We start from the raw sequence: 14,491 nt of genomic DNA, 5'->3' as shown, positions 1-14,491 counted from the left end.
AATTTTTCAGCGTGCGAGCTTATCGTTAAGCATCAGCACCTGTTCGCCATTCATTTCTTCAATCCACGCACTGTAGACTTCATAAACCATTTGCGCGTTTTCATGCCCCATCTGGCTGGCTATGAAAGACGGGTTAGCGCCGGCAGATAAAAGCCAGCAGGCAAAAGTATGCCGCGTATGGTACGGATTCCGGCGGCGAATGCCAGCACGTTTTACAGCGGCGTTAGATCCGGCGCCGATGCTCGTTAAAGCGTAACAGGCTTCCAGCACTGGGAGTCACCGAGAAAGCGGCCGAGGCTATCAAAGAAACGCGGTTACCGGTCGTTACTAAAAGTGGCTGGTTCAGATAATTTTGATGACGGTTCCGGCTTCTTTTAACTTTGTGTAAGTAAAACCTACGGCTCCGTAAAAAGAGATGCAAAGGAATATTAAAGCGAAGAGCATTACGTAAAAACTGACGTCTCCCTTTACCGAAAACTGATAAATTGCATAAAAGCAAAGTAAGACGAAGGCTGCCAGGCAGGAGAGTGCAATAGCGGAATAAAGAAAAATCATGAGCAGGTCGTCCTGACGTTAACTTTTGTCAAACCATTCTATCTTCAGCCAGGCGTAATACCAACCTCCAGCATTGCTACACGCGTTTGAAATATTGCGTTTACATCGCGTTAGAGCTGCCTGTTGACCTCCCGTTTAAATGGGACTGTTAGCGCTAAACTGACCGCAAACACGTCGTTACCTTGTGTCAGGATGAAAGCAGCATTCCCTTACTCCACGTGAAGTTTGGGGATAACGTATGGAGTGTCTACACTTAAGGTTTACGCGGTAGAAATGGAGGTGAACATGACTGACCGGCCAGTAAATGGCGACCATCCTGATTTTAGCCCCGTCCCGGATAGCCACGATAAGGATGGAAGCAAGCCAAAAGACGACCCTGGCTCAGCGCCCGAATCGGGCGATAAAGAACCAGAGTGATAAGAAGCCGCCTTCGGGCGGTTTTTCTTTGCATCGTCCAGGGGCTGCGATCTCATGAGTACAGACGCGGAGGAGTCTAAAACGATGGTCGTTCTTTCCAGCATAAACTGACAAGCTTTTAAGGTGTAAGCACCGATTGATGCTTATACCGATGAGGCGATTTTCTCACGAAACCACATATGGGCGCGATCGCGATGGACCCGCTCAGGCCAGAGCATAACCATTTCAAATCCGGACACCTCAACAGGTGGTTCAACAGTTTGCAGCGCATTGTTTTCACACACCAGCCGCCATGGGGCCATGGCGACCATATCTGAACTCTCCAGCACCGCACAGAGAAGCAGAAAACCTGGCACAGACATTGAGACACGACGCGTCATACCTCGTTCGGCCAATACGGTATCTGTCGCACCGTGAAAGCCTCCGCCTTCTGGTGAGACAATGACGTGTTCAAGCTGACAGAATTTCTCAAGCGACAGGGGTTTTTGCAGGTGGGGGTTGCCCGCACGACCAACAAGTACATAGCGCTCAGTGAACAGTGTTCGACTATATAAATTTTGCGGAGCTTCGTCCCTGGTCATAAAGGCCAGGTCAATTTCTCCCCGATCGGCTTTCCTGGACGCTTGCGAGGGAAGCATATGTACTACTGCAATACGTGTAGCTGGCGCAGCATCGCGTAATGCTTTCAGGGCTGGACGCAGGATAGTTAAGACACCGTAATCAAAGGCGGCGACGTGCCAGTGGTGAGTTGCCTGCGCTGGGTTGAAGACACCCGTTGGGGAGATGACCTCTTCGAGTGCTGCTAATGCATGTCGCAGTGGTTCACGAAGCTCATCAGCCCGAAGGGTTGGGCGCATCCCCCGTGGACCCGGTATGAGTAACGGATCCTCGAATACCTTCCGAAGTCGGGCGAGTTGCACGCTTACGGTGGGTTGAGAAAGATGCAAACGCTCGGCAGCACGGGTGACATTATGTTCGGTCAGAAGCGCGTTAAGCGTAACCAGCAGGTTTAAATCAAGATTCCTTAAGGTATTAACCATCATAATGCCAGCCATTTTATAAATTCATTTTAACTATATCAGACGCGGAATTAATGTGTTGCTTCCAACTGATTGGGAGCGAAAAAATGAATGTACTTCTTGTCTACGCCCAGCCCGAAACCACCTCTTTAACACGTCATCTTGTCCACATAGCGACGCAGGTATTAACCGCGCAGGGCCACTGTGTCGTGCATTCGGATCTCCACAAGATGGGGTGGAAAGCTGTATTTGATTCCCAGGACTTCCCTGAACGAATTAATCCTGAACGTTTTTCCTATATTCAGGAGTCTGCGCATGCTTTTGCTCATGGACGCCAGACCTCAGATGTTGAACAAGAGCAGCGTAAAGTTTTGGCCTCAGATGCGGTTATCTTCCTTTTCCCATTATGGTGGTTCAGTATGCCTGCCATTATGAAAGGCTGGATAGAGCGGGTGTGGGCCTACGGTCTTGCATATGGCTATCAGAATAAGGGCAACGCGTATCGTTATGGTGAAGGCGGTTTTAAAGGCAAACGGGCATTGCTTGCTGTTTCGATTGGCGGGCCAGAACGTGATTATTCACCCAGAGGCATCAATGGCGATTTAGCGCAATTATTATTTCCGATCACCCATGGCACGCTCTTTTATACCGGAATGGAGGTATTACCCACGTTTGCTGTTTACGGTAGCGGCCAGCTTTACGCTAATGCTATACGTGAACTGGAGACCAGCTGGCGAAGTCGTCTGGAGAATCTCTTTAACGATGCGCCGATCCCTTTTCGTTCACAAAATTCAGGGGAGTACCCGGACCGGCATGTACTGGCGGAACACATTGCACCGGGTATGTCTGGACTTGCCGTTCATCTTGAGGATGACTGACTGGCGAGCCCCAAAGGCAAACCCTATTTTTTTCAGGCAAGTCGAAAATCTCTGACAGTTATGGCATGGATCCCATTAACGATAGCCAGCACGCTTTATTTTACTCCTGCTACTCTTTTGAAGGGTACAAGGGAGCGCTTCAATGAAGAATAAAGACGAACAAACAGGGTTGGTTGGGCTGGCTATTGGCGCCGCCGTTATTGGTCTGGTTTCATCCCAGAAGATCATCAACCGGGAAAGTATTGTCGATGAGCTGGTAAGGCTCGGCAGGCAGAAGGGAGATGGCGTTGAGGATGAAGTCTTTTTGAAAGCTGCTGAATTAGTGAGAAAAGGGGTATAAGCGATGGCTGAAATTGGTCATGCACGGTGCCATTGTGGTGCGGTGCAGTTTACGGTTGAGCTGACGGAAGGTCTGAAAACCGCACGTCGCTGTAGCTGCTCTTTTTGCCGGATGCGGGGTGCGGTGGTGGTCTCTGCACCGTTAACGGGTATTACGGTGACTCAGGGCGAAGACAGGCTCACGGAATACCGCTTCAACACCGGCACGGCGCGCCATTTCTTCTGTGCGGTGTGCGGAATTTATACGTTCCATCAAAGACGTTCCAACCCTAACGAGTATGGGGTAAACGTTGCATGTCTTGAAAACGTCACGCCATTTGATTTCCCGGAAGTGGTGGTGATGGATGGGGTAAATCATCCGATGGACGGTGATAGCGGGGTATTTGGCTATCTCTCTTTTCGCAAAGAAGAAACTCAACATAAATAAACGTTAGCCCGCAGATTTCTGCGGGCTAATGCCATTAGAACTGGTAAACCAGGCCTAACGCTACGACGTCATCAGTACCGATGCCGTTGTTTTTGTAGAATGCGTCATCTTCATCCAGCAGGTTGATTTTATAATCAACATAGGTGGACATGTTTTTGTTGAAATAGTAGGTAGCACCTACGTCAGCATATTTCACCAGGTCTTTGTCGTCCTGGCCATTGCCCAGGTCTTTACCTTTGGACTGTAAATAGGAAATAGCCGGACGCAGGCCGAAATCGAACTGATATTGTGCGGTCACTTCAACGTTCTGGGTTTTATTGGCAACTGCGTCTGCGTTATCACCATATGGCGTCATATTACGGGTTTCGGAATACATCGCCGCCAGGTAGATATTGTTAGCATCGTATTTAAGGCCCGCAGTCCATGCATCCGCTTTGTCACCGCCCGCACGGGTAGACGTTACCTGATCGTTGGTACGGTCAGATGACGCATATGCCGCACCCGCGCGGAAGCCCATGCCAAAATCATAGGTCGCAGAAATACCGTAACCGTCGCCGTTCTCATGGCGAATATCGCGGCCGTTGTTGGTGCCTTCCTGATTATTGCTGGCGTCTTCGTTATTACCCTGATACTGAACCGCAAAGTTCAGACCCTGCACCAGACCGTAGAAGTCGGTGTTGCGGTAGGTCGCCACGCCGTTTGCACGACCGGTCATAAAGTTGTCGGCGTAGGTATATGAGTCGCCACCAAATTCCGGCAGCATGTCGGTCCAGCCTTCCACATCGTACAGTACGCCATAGTTACGGCCATAATCGAACGAGCCATAGTCGCCCACCTTCACGCCGGCGAAGGCCAGACGCGTCCAGGACTGGTTATCAGAGCCTTCGGTGTTGTTCGCCTGAATATTGTATTCCCACTGCGCATAGCCGGTCATCATGTCGTTGATTTGGGTTTCACCTTTGAAGCCCAGACGCATGTAGGTTTGATCACCGTCTTTAGACGTATCGTCGGAGAAATAGTGCAGGCCATCTACTTTTCCATACAGATCAAGTTTATTACCATCTTTATTATAAATTTCAGCCGCATGAGTTGCGCCAGCCATTAACAGAGCGGGGATCATCAGTGCCAGTACTTTTCTTTGCATTTTGATTATTCCTGTGTCGTTATTTTTTTTAATTGCTTAGTGAACTTTCCGGGCTGGAAAGATGTCCCATGCTAAATCACTCCGATAATGAATAATAAAATATAATTGTTACTGGGTAAGTAAAATCTAAACTAAATGATGCTATTGAAATGGTGATTCACTCCATGAATGTTTTTAGTTGAATAATACAAAATAAAAATTATTAATTGCTGAGTAAACAGGGTAATCTCCACGCCGTTATATGCCTTTAAGATTTCTTTTCCATAATTCACGTGAATATTGTTTAAATCGTATACGCAATTTTCACCGATTGTCTGGATGAGCCCGATGTACCTGCATCGGGCTTTTTTTTAGGCAAAAAAATGCCCGGACATACCGGGCAAGTTTATTATTCGCTGGTTGATTTTTCCGCTTTCCCCGCCATCTGCGCCAGGAAGTCATAACGCTTCTGGAGATCTGCTGCCGCATCCTTCCACAGCTGTTCAGCCACCTCTGGCTGTTGAGCGTTCAGCCTGCGGAAGCGCTGCTCCTGGAGTAACGTCTCAGCAAGGGCGTCTGACGGCGGACGTGAATCCAGCGCCAGCGGCAATTTACCTTCATCTGCACGGCGTGGATCAAAGCGGTACAGCGGCCAGAATCCCGTTGCGGTGAGCTGGCGCATCTGGTCATGGCTGAGTGCCAAATCGTAGCCGTGCTCTTCGCATGGGCTGTACGCGATAATCAGCGACGGGCCAGGATAAGCTTCCGCTTCCTGAATGGCTTTTACCGTCTGGTTGAGCTGTGCGCCAAGCGAAATCTGCGCCACGTAAACATGGCCATACATCATCATGCTGACGCCCAGATCCTTACGCGCCTTGCGCTTGCCGTGCTCGCCGAATTTCGTGACGGCACCCAGCGGGGTCGCTTTTGAGGCCTGTCCGCCAGTGTTTGAATAGCACTGGGTGTCGAGCACAAGAATATTGACGTTTTCGGTCAGGCTCAGCACATGATCCAGGCCGCCAAAGCCAATATCGTAGGCCCACCCGTCGCCGCCAATCAGCCAGATCGATTTTTCCACCAGCGCGTCGGCATCGTTCAGCAGCTGTTCGGCCCCCTCAACGCCCTGAAGCGCCTTGCGCAGTTCAGCAACCTGTTCGCGCCGAACCTCAGGCGTGGCCTCCGCATGCAGCGCGTCGTTTAGTTCAGCCGGAATGCTATCGGCAAACTGCGCCAGCAGACGCATTACGCGGGCACGGTGCTGATCGACCGTCAGGCGGAATCCCAGCCCAAATTCGGCGTTATCCTCGAAAAGGGAGTTTGCCCACGCCGGACCGCGGCCGTTAGCGTCCGTGGTATAAGGGGTGGACGGCAGGTTCCCCCCGTAGATTGACGAACAGCCGGTCGCGTTGGCTATCAGCATACGGTCGCCGTAAAGCTGCGTGAGCAGTTTGATATACGGTGTTTCACCGCAGCCGGAACACGCTCCGGAGTACTCAAAGAGCGGCGTAATAAGCTGAGAGGTACGAATATCAATGCGCTCCAGCTTGCTGCGATCGATCTCAGGCAGGTTGAGGAAGAAGTCATAGTTCACTTTCTCCTCCTCAACGTGCTCCAGGCGCGACATCATATTGATGGCTTTGATTTCCGGGTTCTGACGATCTTTCGCCGGACACACTTCCACGCACAGGTTACAGCCGGTGCAGTCTTCCGGCGCAACCTGAAGAACATATTTCTGACCACGCATGTCGCGGGATTTTACATCCAGCGAGTGCAGGCTTTCCGGAGCGGCGGACATCGCTTCTGGTGATACCACCTTGGCGCGAATGGCCGAGTGCGGACAGGCGGCCACGCAGTGGTTGCACTGCGTGCACAGCTCTTCTTTCCAGATGGGGATCGCTTCGGCGATATTGCGTTTCTCCCAGCGGGTCGTGCCCATCGGCCAGGTGCCGTCCGGCGGCAGCGCGGATACGGGGAGGGCATCGCCCAGCCCCGCGAGCATCGCCGCGGTAACGGTTTTGACGAAGTCCGGCGCGGCGTCTGACACCACCGGCGGCCGGTTCGGGCTGCTGGCGTTGACCGGCTGCAACGGCACCTCGAACAGCGACTCGCGGGCCAGCGCCAGCGCCTGCCAGTTGCGCTCAACCAGCTCCTGGCCTTTACTGCTGTAGCTTTTAGCAATCGCCCCCTGCAGCGCCGTAAACGCGCTGTCGCCCGGCAAAATATTGGTCAGGTGGAAGAAGGCCATCTGCATTACGGTATTAATACGCGCGGCGAGACCACACTCGCGGGCAATTTTTGCCGCGTTAATCACGTACAGACGCGCCTGTTTCTGGTTCAGCACCGCCTGAACCTCCTGCGGCAGACGTCCCCAGACCTCATCGGCGCTGTACGGGGTGTTAATCAGGAAAATACCGCCGGGCTTCAGGCGCTCGGCCATCTGGTATTTATCGATGAACTGAAGCTGGTGGCAGCCAACAAAATCCGCCTGAGAGATAAGGTAGGCCGAGCGAATCGGATGCTCGCTGACGCGCAGGTGGGATACGGTGAGACCGCCCGCTTTTTTGGAGTCGTAGACGAAATACCCCTGCGCATACCACGGCGTGGCGTTACCGATAATTTTAATGTTGTTCTTGGTGGCCGAGACGCTGCCGTCACTGCCCAGGCCGTAAAACAGCGCTTCCAGTTTTGCGGTCGAGGGCAGGGTGTTTTCCGGCAACGCAAGGGAGAGGTTGGTCACGTCATCATAAATGCCGACCGTAAAACGCGGCTTCGGTTTTGCTTCGTTCAGTTCAGCAAACACGGCCAGCACGCATTCAGGCCCGAACTCTTTGGAAGACAAACCGTATCGGCCGCCGATTACGCGGGGCAACGTTTCACGCTCGCCGCCGTTAAACGCCTCTGCAAGGGCGGTCATCACATCAAGATAGAGCGGCTCAGCCTGTGCGCCAGGCTCTTTGGTGCGATCGAGTACCGCCACGGCGCGCGCGCTGTCCGGCAGGGCGGAGAGCAGGTGTTTTGCCGAGAACGGACGATAAAGGCGAACTTTTAGCACGCCAACCTTTTCGCCACGCGTCAGCAGCTCATCGACCACCTCTTCGCAGGTGCCGATGGCCGAGCCCATCAGAACGACTACGCGTTCAGCCTGCGGATGTCCGTAGTATTCAAACGGCTTATATTCGCGCCCCGTCGCAGCGGCAAAATCATCCATCGCACGTTCAACGTGGTCATACACCGCGTTGTACCACGGGTTTGTCGCCTCGCGGGACTGGAAATAGGTATCAGGGTTCGCAGAGGTACCACGGATCACCGGATGTTCAGGGTTGAGGGCACGGGCGCGATGGGCGTCAATGTCCGCCTGCGGCAGCAGGTTGAGGATGGTGTCATCCGGCAGCGGAACGATTTTATTGATTTCGTGGGAGGTGCGGAAACCGTCAAAGAAATGAATGAACGGCACGCGGCTTTTCAGCGTAGCGATATGGGAAATCAGCGCAAAGTCCTGGGCTTCCTGCACGCTGCTGGCGCAGAGCATGGCGCAGCCGGTTTGACGTACGGCCATCACGTCCGAGTGATCGCCAAAAATTGAGAGGGCGTGAGTGGCAACGGTGCGTGCGGCCACGTGCAGGACAAACGGCGTTAATTGTCCTGCCAGCTTGTAAAGCGTGGGGATCATCAGCAGCAGCCCCTGCGATGACGTAAAGGAGGTCGACAGCGCACCGGTCTGCAGCGCGCCGTGCACGGTGGCAATCGCGCCGGCTTCAGACTGCATCTCCACGACGCGCGGGACATCGCCCCAGACGTTTTTTAATCCATTGCCAGCCCAGGCGTCCGCCTGTTCAGCCATCGTTGAGCTTGGCGTGATGGGATAGATGGCGATAACTTCGCTGGTACGAAACGCAACAGACGCGACTGCACCATTGCCGTCAATAGTTTGCATAGGACAACACCCTTACATTGCGCAAAAAAAGAGGGGCCGTAAAACGACAACAGACCCTGAATATTATCTGTGTATTTTAGCAAACCCGGGGTTTTAGGATTTTCGCTTTTGTGTCCTGGTTATTCGCCGTACCAATGAGTAGATCAAGATTTGGGCTAAAAAATTGCGAGAAATTGTTTCAGAGGCGCATAAATACGCACATCCGCTCTCGACGATGCGGCGCCTGATGCCTATTATGCATAGGTTTCGCTTAAATGATGGGGAGGAAGATATGCGTTCAGCATTTTGGGTAGGGTGTGCCGCGTTACTGTTATCGGCATGCAGCAGTGAACCTGTACAGCAGGCGACAGCGGCACACGTTACGCCGGGTATGAGAGCGGCCATGTCCAGCTCCGGGCAGGCCAACTGCGCCATGATCGGCGGTTCGCTATCCGTCGCCCGCCAGCTCGACGGTTCCGCCATCGGGATGTGCGCGTTGCCTAACGGCAAACGCTGCAGCGAACAGTCGCTTGCCGTGGGTTCGTGCGGAAGCTACTGAGTTATTCTACTCGCTTAAACATCAGTGATTTATCGGCTGTCGCCAGCGTTAGCTGGTCTTCGGTCAGGTCTACCTGCGCGCCTTTGCGCAGCATATCGGCGAGGGTCTGATCCAGCTCATTAAGCTGCGGCTCGGTGCAAAGTTTACGGGTCATCGCCAGCGTTTTGACCTTCAGCTCGCCTTCGGACAATTTCCCCTGTCCGTTGAAGCCGTTGCACATGGTGCCGGAGACGACAATGTTGTTAATCAGGCTGATGTTGGGCTGCGCGCTGAAGCGGATTTCAGGCTGCATTTTCCCGACGTTTACCGCTTTACCATCAACATTTTCCAGCACGAAACGGTGATTCTCTAACCGATCGGCCTGAACGGAGGCTTTGCCGGGATTAACGCATCCAGCCAGTGCAAGGCTGAGTAAACTTATTGCCGCGAGCTTTTTCATTTTTCTTCTCGAACTATCAATGCTGTAAATATTATTCGAGTGTAACGATACCCCCTGCGGCGTTAATGGGTTTTATCTGAAAGTGCGAGAAGGGACCGGGCGGCGGCGCGCCCGGTCAGTGAATTAGTGAGATTTAAATCCTGCCGCTGCCATCAGCATTTTGAAGAGCATACTTACGCAGGCCAGCGCCAGCACGCTGCCTCCCCAGATGATGGCAAGCCACATCAAACGTTTCCATACAGGTTGTTGCATCAGTGATAACCCTCCCCATGCTGTACTTTTCCGCGAAAAACGTAATAGCTCCAGAAGGTGTAGACCAGAATAACGGGAATGATCAACAGTGCGCCCACCAGCATAAAGCCCTGGCTTTGAGTTGGCGCGGCGGCTTCCCACAGGGTGATGGACGGCGGAATGATATGCGGCCAGATGCTGATCCCAAGCCCGCTGAACCCGAGAAAAACCAGACCTAACGTCGTGATAAACGGCAGATTATGGCTGGCAGGATTATTCAGGCAGCGCCACTGTAGCAGGCCCAGGATCGCAACCAGCGCGGGGACCGGCAGAAGATAAAACAGGTTTGGCAGCGTGAACCAGCGCGCGGCAATGGCCGGCTGCGCCAGAGGCGTCCAGAGGCTGATCGCTGCAATAAATACCAGAAGGAGGAGCAAAAGCCCTTTTGATATCCGGCGCATCCGCCGTTGCAGGGCATGCTCGCTTTTCATCACCAGCCAGGTGGATCCTAACAGCGCATAAGCCACCACAAGACCCGCGCCGCAGAAGAGATTAAACGGCGTTAACCAGTCAAACGGGCCGCCACCGTAAGCGCGACCGGTTACGCTGAACCCCTGGATAACAGCGCCAACGATGATGCCCTGGGTGAAGGTCGCGAGAATGGAGCCGCCGATAAAGGCCTTATCCCAGAACGGGCGATGTGCCGGGGTTGCCTTGAAGCGAAATTCAAAGGCGACACCGCGAAATATAAGTCCGATCAGCATTAACGTCAGCGGAATGGTCAGCGCGTCGATGATAACCGCATAGGCGAGGGGAAATGCGCCAAACAGCGCCGCACCGCCAAGCACCAGCCAGGTTTCGTTTCCGTCCCAGACCGGAGCGACGCTGTTGACCATCACGTCGCGATCGTCGGCATTTTGCGTAGCGGGAAACAGGATGCCAATCCCCAGGTCAAAGCCATCCATCACGATATACATCAGCGTGGCGAAAACGATGATAACGAACCAGATAATGGAAAGATCGATACCCATTACGGTTACTCCTTAAATTCAGTGGTGACGGCGGAAAGCGGACGGGCAGGGCGGCCATCGGACTCGGTGGCAAAAGATTCGTGGGGCTGCGGTCCTTTTTTAATCAGCCGCACCATATAGCTGTAGCCCACGCCGAACACCGAGGTATAAACCACGAAGAAGGCCAGTAAACTGACGCTCATATGCAGATCTCCATGCGCGGAGACCGCATCCTGCGTGCGCTGTAGCCCGTAGACGACCCACGGCTGACGGCCAACCTCCGTTGTCACCCATCCGGCGAGGATTGCGATCAGCCCCGACGGCCCCATCAGCAGGGCAAACCTCAGGAAAGGGCGAGAGACATACAGGCGTTGCTTATAGCGCAGCCAGACCGCCATCACGCCCAGGAGCAGCATCAACATGCCCAAGCCGGCCATAATGCGAAAAGACCAGAAAACGATAGTGGAGTTGGGTCGATCCTCTTTCGCAAAATCTTTTAAGGCCGGAACCTGTTTATCGAGGCTGTGGGTCAGGATCAGGCTGCCGAGAGCGGGGATCTCCAGTCCAAAGCGGGTACGCTCCTGATCCATATCCGGCCAGCCAAACAGCAGCAGCGGAGTGGGTTCCCCCGGGGGATTCTCCCAGTGTCCCTCGATGGCGGCTATTTTTGCAGGCTGATGCTTTAAGGTATTCAAACCGTGCATATCACCCACCAGTGCCTGTACGGGCGCCACAATCAGCGTCATCCACAATGCCATGGAGAACATGGCACGAATGGCGGGGGTGTTGTTTCCACGCAGCAGATGCCAGGCCGCAGACGCGCCGACAAACAGCGCGCTGCTGAGGAAGGCAGCAATCGACATGTGCAGCAGGCGGTAGGGGAAGGAGGGGTTAAAGACAACGGCAAACCAGTCCACCGGAACGACCTGACCGTTAATAATTTCGTATCCCTGGGGCGTCTGCATCCAGCTGTTCGAGGCGAGGATCCAGAAGGTCGAAATGATAGTTCCCAGCGCAACCATGCAGGTTGAGAAAAAGTGCAGTCCTGGCCCTACCTTATTCCAGCCAAACAGCATCACGCCGAGGAACCCGGCTTCGAGGAAGAAGGCGGTAAGTACTTCATAGGTCAGCAGGGGGCCGGTAATACTGCCCGCGAACTGCGAAAATCCGCTCCAGTTGGTGCCGAACTGATAAGCCATCACCAGGCCGGACACCACGCCCATGCCGAAGTTAACGGCGAAGATCTTCGACCAAAAATGGTACAGCGAACGCCAGACGGGATTTTTTGTTTTCAGCCACAGCCCTTCCAGCACGGCGAGATAGCTCGCCAGGCCGATGGTGATGGCCGGAAAAATAATATGAAAGGATACGGTAAAGGCGAACTGTATTCGCGCAAGATGAAACGCATCTAAACCAAACATGCACAGCCTCAAATTTAAATGGTGTGATGTTATGGTAAAGGGGCAATGAGTAAGGTATCAGAAGCAGAAAATTAAAATTTAACTATAACAGTTGAGTAAAAACCCAGGCTTTAGTTACCTGTTATAGTTAACTGGAGTGAATAAAAAATTTCTTTTTATGATTTTTACGCATTAAACCGCTTGCTTTGTCGTCAGCAACATGCGTTAATGGCCTTCTGGTTTTGCATCCAAATAAATATCTGACGTAGTTTTATAAAGCAGTTCTCATCACGTTGTGCCTCTCCGCAGCCTCTCTTGGGTCTTTATCTACTTTCCGATTCGTTTTGTATCGAACCACTATTGCCCGTTCGGCTCATGAGTAATTTACGTTTTTACGTTTACAGGAGAATCCTATGACTTCTTATATCCATTTTCGCTGCCCTTGCTGTCATGGCTCGCAGTACCGCACCTCAGCTTTTGACGTGTCTGATAAAAATCCTTTCGGCGCGAAGTGCATTTTCTGCAAATCGTCGATGATCACGCTCGACCATCTGGCCGCAGCGCGTTCCGCGCAGAATCACGTTACCGAGTACCGCAAGTAATTATCCGCATTTCCCATAACAGTTAGCAAAATCTTCTCTTTTTCTCCTGCTGATATACACTGTCAGCAATAAGGAGAATCTGATGAAAAAATACCAGCGTCTGGCGCAACAAATTATCTCGCAGATTGAACTTGGCGTATGGTTGCCGGGCGATAAGCTGCCTTCACTGCGAGAGCAGGTGGCAAGCAGCGGCATGAGCTTTATGACCGTTGGCCACGCGTATCAGATGCTGGAAAGTCAGGGGCGCATTGTCGCCAGACCGCAGTCGGGCTACTACGTTGCCGCGCGCCCGACCTCCCACCAGCCTGCACCGCCCGCTCAGGTGATGCGCGACGAAGTGGTAGACATTAATACCTACATCTTCGACGTGTTACAGGCCAGCCGCGATCCCTCGGTAGTCCCGTTTGCCTCTGCGTTTCCCGATCCGCGTCTTTTCCCGCTTCAGCAGCTCAACCGATCGCTGGCCAGCGTCAGTAAAACGGCCACCGCCATGAGCGTGATTGAAAACCTGCCGCCGGGTAACGTTGACTTACGCCATGCTATCGCCCGCCGCTACGCCCAGCAGGGGATGAACATCTCCCCGGATGAGATCGTGATCACCGCCGGGGCGCTCGAGGCGCTCAACCTCAGCCTGCAGGCCGTCACCGAGCCGGGAGACTGGGTCATCGTTGAAAACCCCTGTTTTTATGGCGCGCTTCAGGCCCTTGAACGCCTGAAGCTGAAAGCCTTGTCCATCGCCACTGACGTGCGTGAAGGCATCGATCTTAACGCGCTAGAGCAGGCGTTAAGCGATTATCCGGTTAAAGCCTGCTGGCTGATGACTAACAGCCAGAATCCGCTGGGATTCACCCTGAGCGCAGAGAAGAAGGCCCGGCTGGTGGCCTTGTTAACGCGGCATAACGTCACGCTGATTGAAGACGATGTTTACAGCGAACTCTACTTTGGCCGTGAAAAACCTTTGCCTGCGAAGGCCTGGGACAAGCAGGACATGACGCTGCACTGTTCATCCTTCTCCAAGTGCCTGGTGGCCGGTTTTCGCATCGGCTGGGTGGCGGCAGGAAAACATGCCCGGCGTATTCAGCAGCTACAGCTGATGAGTACCTTATCCACCAGCTCCCCTATGCAGCTGGCGCTGGTGGACTATCTGTCCACCAAACGTTACGACGCCCACCTCCGCCGCCTGCGGCGCACGCTCGCCGAGCGCAAGCAGCATGCCTGGCAGACGCTTCTGCGCCATATGCCTGCCGGTGTCAAAATCCATCATAACGACAGCGGCTACTTTTTATGGCTGGAGCTGCCGGAACGGCTCGACGCAGGACGGCTCAGCGAAAAGGCGTTAGCCCATCAAATCAGCATTGCCCCCGGCAAAATGTTTTCCACCTCCGATACCTGGGCGCCGTTTTTCCGCTTTAACACCTCATGGGGCTGGGGGGAGCGGGAGGAACAGGCTGTCGCCCGGCTGGGTGAAGTCATTCGCGAAATGATGCTGGCTCCAGTCACACCCTGATGAAAATTCCTGAAGCGACAGGGTACGCGGTCTACCTTTAGTTAGGGAGCGCCGACTTGATGCGTGACGTTG

At 53.4% G+C, this 14,491-nt stretch carries 14 protein-coding genes and 1 pseudogene; 7 read left to right on the top strand and 8 right to left on the bottom strand.

Translation table 11 applies throughout. The features are described 5' to 3' along the window. Positions 1-6 precede the first annotated feature (6 nt). Positions 7-255: pseudogene (locus OWK27_RS19470) on the bottom strand (tyrosine-type recombinase/integrase); the annotation flags it as partial. Positions 256-840: 585 nt separating this feature from the next. Between OWK27_RS19470 and OWK27_RS19465 the strand changes: the two are divergent. Then, positions 841-972, top strand: coding sequence for a hypothetical protein (locus OWK27_RS19465; RefSeq protein ID WP_255517716.1), 132 nt, complete (start codon positions 841-843; stop codon positions 970-972). 143 nt (positions 973-1,115) lie between these two features. Here OWK27_RS19465 and OWK27_RS19460 read toward each other — a convergent pair whose 3' ends face one another. After that, on the bottom strand, positions 1,116-2,012 hold the full coding sequence (locus tag OWK27_RS19460) for a LysR family transcriptional regulator (RefSeq protein ID WP_267591033.1): 897 nt from the start codon (positions 2,010-2,012) through the stop codon (positions 1,116-1,118). 86 nt (positions 2,013-2,098) lie between these two features. Here OWK27_RS19460 and OWK27_RS19455 point away from each other — a divergent pair, with 86 nt between their 5' ends. The 3 genes from OWK27_RS19455 to OWK27_RS19445 all read left to right on the top strand — a co-directional run bounded on the left by OWK27_RS19455 (position 2,099) and on the right by OWK27_RS19445 (position 3,635). Beyond that, positions 2,099-2,869 (top strand): NAD(P)H-dependent oxidoreductase, encoded by a 771-nt coding sequence (locus OWK27_RS19455; protein WP_267591020.1) that lies wholly within the window; start codon positions 2,099-2,101, stop codon positions 2,867-2,869. Positions 2,870-3,011: 142 nt separating this feature from the next. Next, positions 3,012-3,209, top strand: a complete 198-nt coding sequence (locus OWK27_RS19450) for a hypothetical protein (protein WP_003856931.1) — start codon at positions 3,012-3,014, stop codon at positions 3,207-3,209. A 3-nt stretch (positions 3,210-3,212) separates the two neighbouring features. Continuing rightward, a complete protein-coding gene (locus OWK27_RS19445) occupies positions 3,213-3,635 on the top strand; it encodes a GFA family protein (RefSeq protein ID WP_267591019.1) in 423 nt (140 codons plus the stop codon). A 34-nt stretch (positions 3,636-3,669) separates the two neighbouring features. Here the strand turns inward: OWK27_RS19445 and ompC are convergent, their stop codons facing one another. Further along, positions 3,670-4,779 carry a porin OmpC gene (ompC, locus tag OWK27_RS19440; RefSeq protein ID WP_267591018.1) on the bottom strand — a complete coding sequence of 370 codons (1,110 nt, stop codon included), beginning with the start codon at positions 4,777-4,779 and terminating at the stop codon, positions 3,670-3,672. 388 nt (positions 4,780-5,167) lie between these two features. After that, the gene (nifJ, locus tag OWK27_RS19435; RefSeq protein WP_267591017.1) at positions 5,168-8,692 is read right to left on the bottom strand and encodes a pyruvate:ferredoxin (flavodoxin) oxidoreductase; all 3,525 of its coding nucleotides are present in this window, start codon (positions 8,690-8,692) and stop codon (positions 5,168-5,170) included. Between the two features lie 271 nt (positions 8,693-8,963). Here nifJ and OWK27_RS19430 point away from each other — a divergent pair, with 271 nt between their 5' ends. Continuing rightward, complete coding sequence (locus tag OWK27_RS19430) at positions 8,964-9,230, top strand: DUF333 domain-containing protein (protein WP_148419747.1); 267 nt, start codon at positions 8,964-8,966, stop codon at positions 9,228-9,230. Position 9,231: 1 nt separating this feature from the next. On the opposite strand, the gene hslJ is transcribed toward OWK27_RS19430, so the two are convergent. From hslJ to OWK27_RS19410, 4 genes are all read right to left on the bottom strand, one after another. Next, positions 9,232-9,669, bottom strand: a complete 438-nt coding sequence (hslJ, locus tag OWK27_RS19425; protein ID WP_148419748.1) for a heat shock protein HslJ — start codon at positions 9,667-9,669, stop codon at positions 9,232-9,234. Between the two features lie 123 nt (positions 9,670-9,792). Continuing rightward, a complete protein-coding gene (locus OWK27_RS19420; protein ID WP_017693358.1) occupies positions 9,793-9,921 on the bottom strand; it encodes a DUF2474 domain-containing protein in 129 nt (42 codons plus the stop codon). Next, positions 9,921-10,931 (bottom strand): cytochrome d ubiquinol oxidase subunit II, encoded by a 1,011-nt coding sequence (gene cydB / locus OWK27_RS19415; protein WP_267591016.1) that lies wholly within the window; start codon positions 10,929-10,931, stop codon positions 9,921-9,923. Before cydB ends, OWK27_RS19420 begins: the two co-directional genes overlap by 1 nt. A gap of 5 nt (positions 10,932-10,936) precedes the next feature. After that, on the bottom strand, positions 10,937-12,331 hold the full coding sequence (locus tag OWK27_RS19410; RefSeq protein ID WP_267591015.1) for a cytochrome ubiquinol oxidase subunit I: 1,395 nt from the start codon (positions 12,329-12,331) through the stop codon (positions 10,937-10,939). A gap of 392 nt (positions 12,332-12,723) precedes the next feature. On the opposite strand from OWK27_RS19410, the gene OWK27_RS19405 reads away from it, so the two are divergent. Beyond that, positions 12,724-12,912, top strand: a complete 189-nt coding sequence (locus OWK27_RS19405; RefSeq protein ID WP_148419751.1) for a cold-shock protein — start codon at positions 12,724-12,726, stop codon at positions 12,910-12,912. 82 nt (positions 12,913-12,994) lie between these two features. After that, positions 12,995-14,419 carry a PLP-dependent aminotransferase family protein gene (locus OWK27_RS19400; protein WP_176610235.1) on the top strand — a complete coding sequence of 475 codons (1,425 nt, stop codon included), beginning with the start codon at positions 12,995-12,997 and terminating at the stop codon, positions 14,417-14,419. Positions 14,420-14,491 lie beyond the last annotated feature (72 nt).

Origin of the sequence: Enterobacter cloacae complex sp. 2022EL-00788 (assembly GCF_026627565.1) — a bacterium.
GTDB lineage: Bacteria > Pseudomonadota > Gammaproteobacteria > Enterobacterales > Enterobacteriaceae > Enterobacter > Enterobacter pasteurii.
This window is presented reverse-complemented; position numbering and strand designations above follow the sequence as displayed.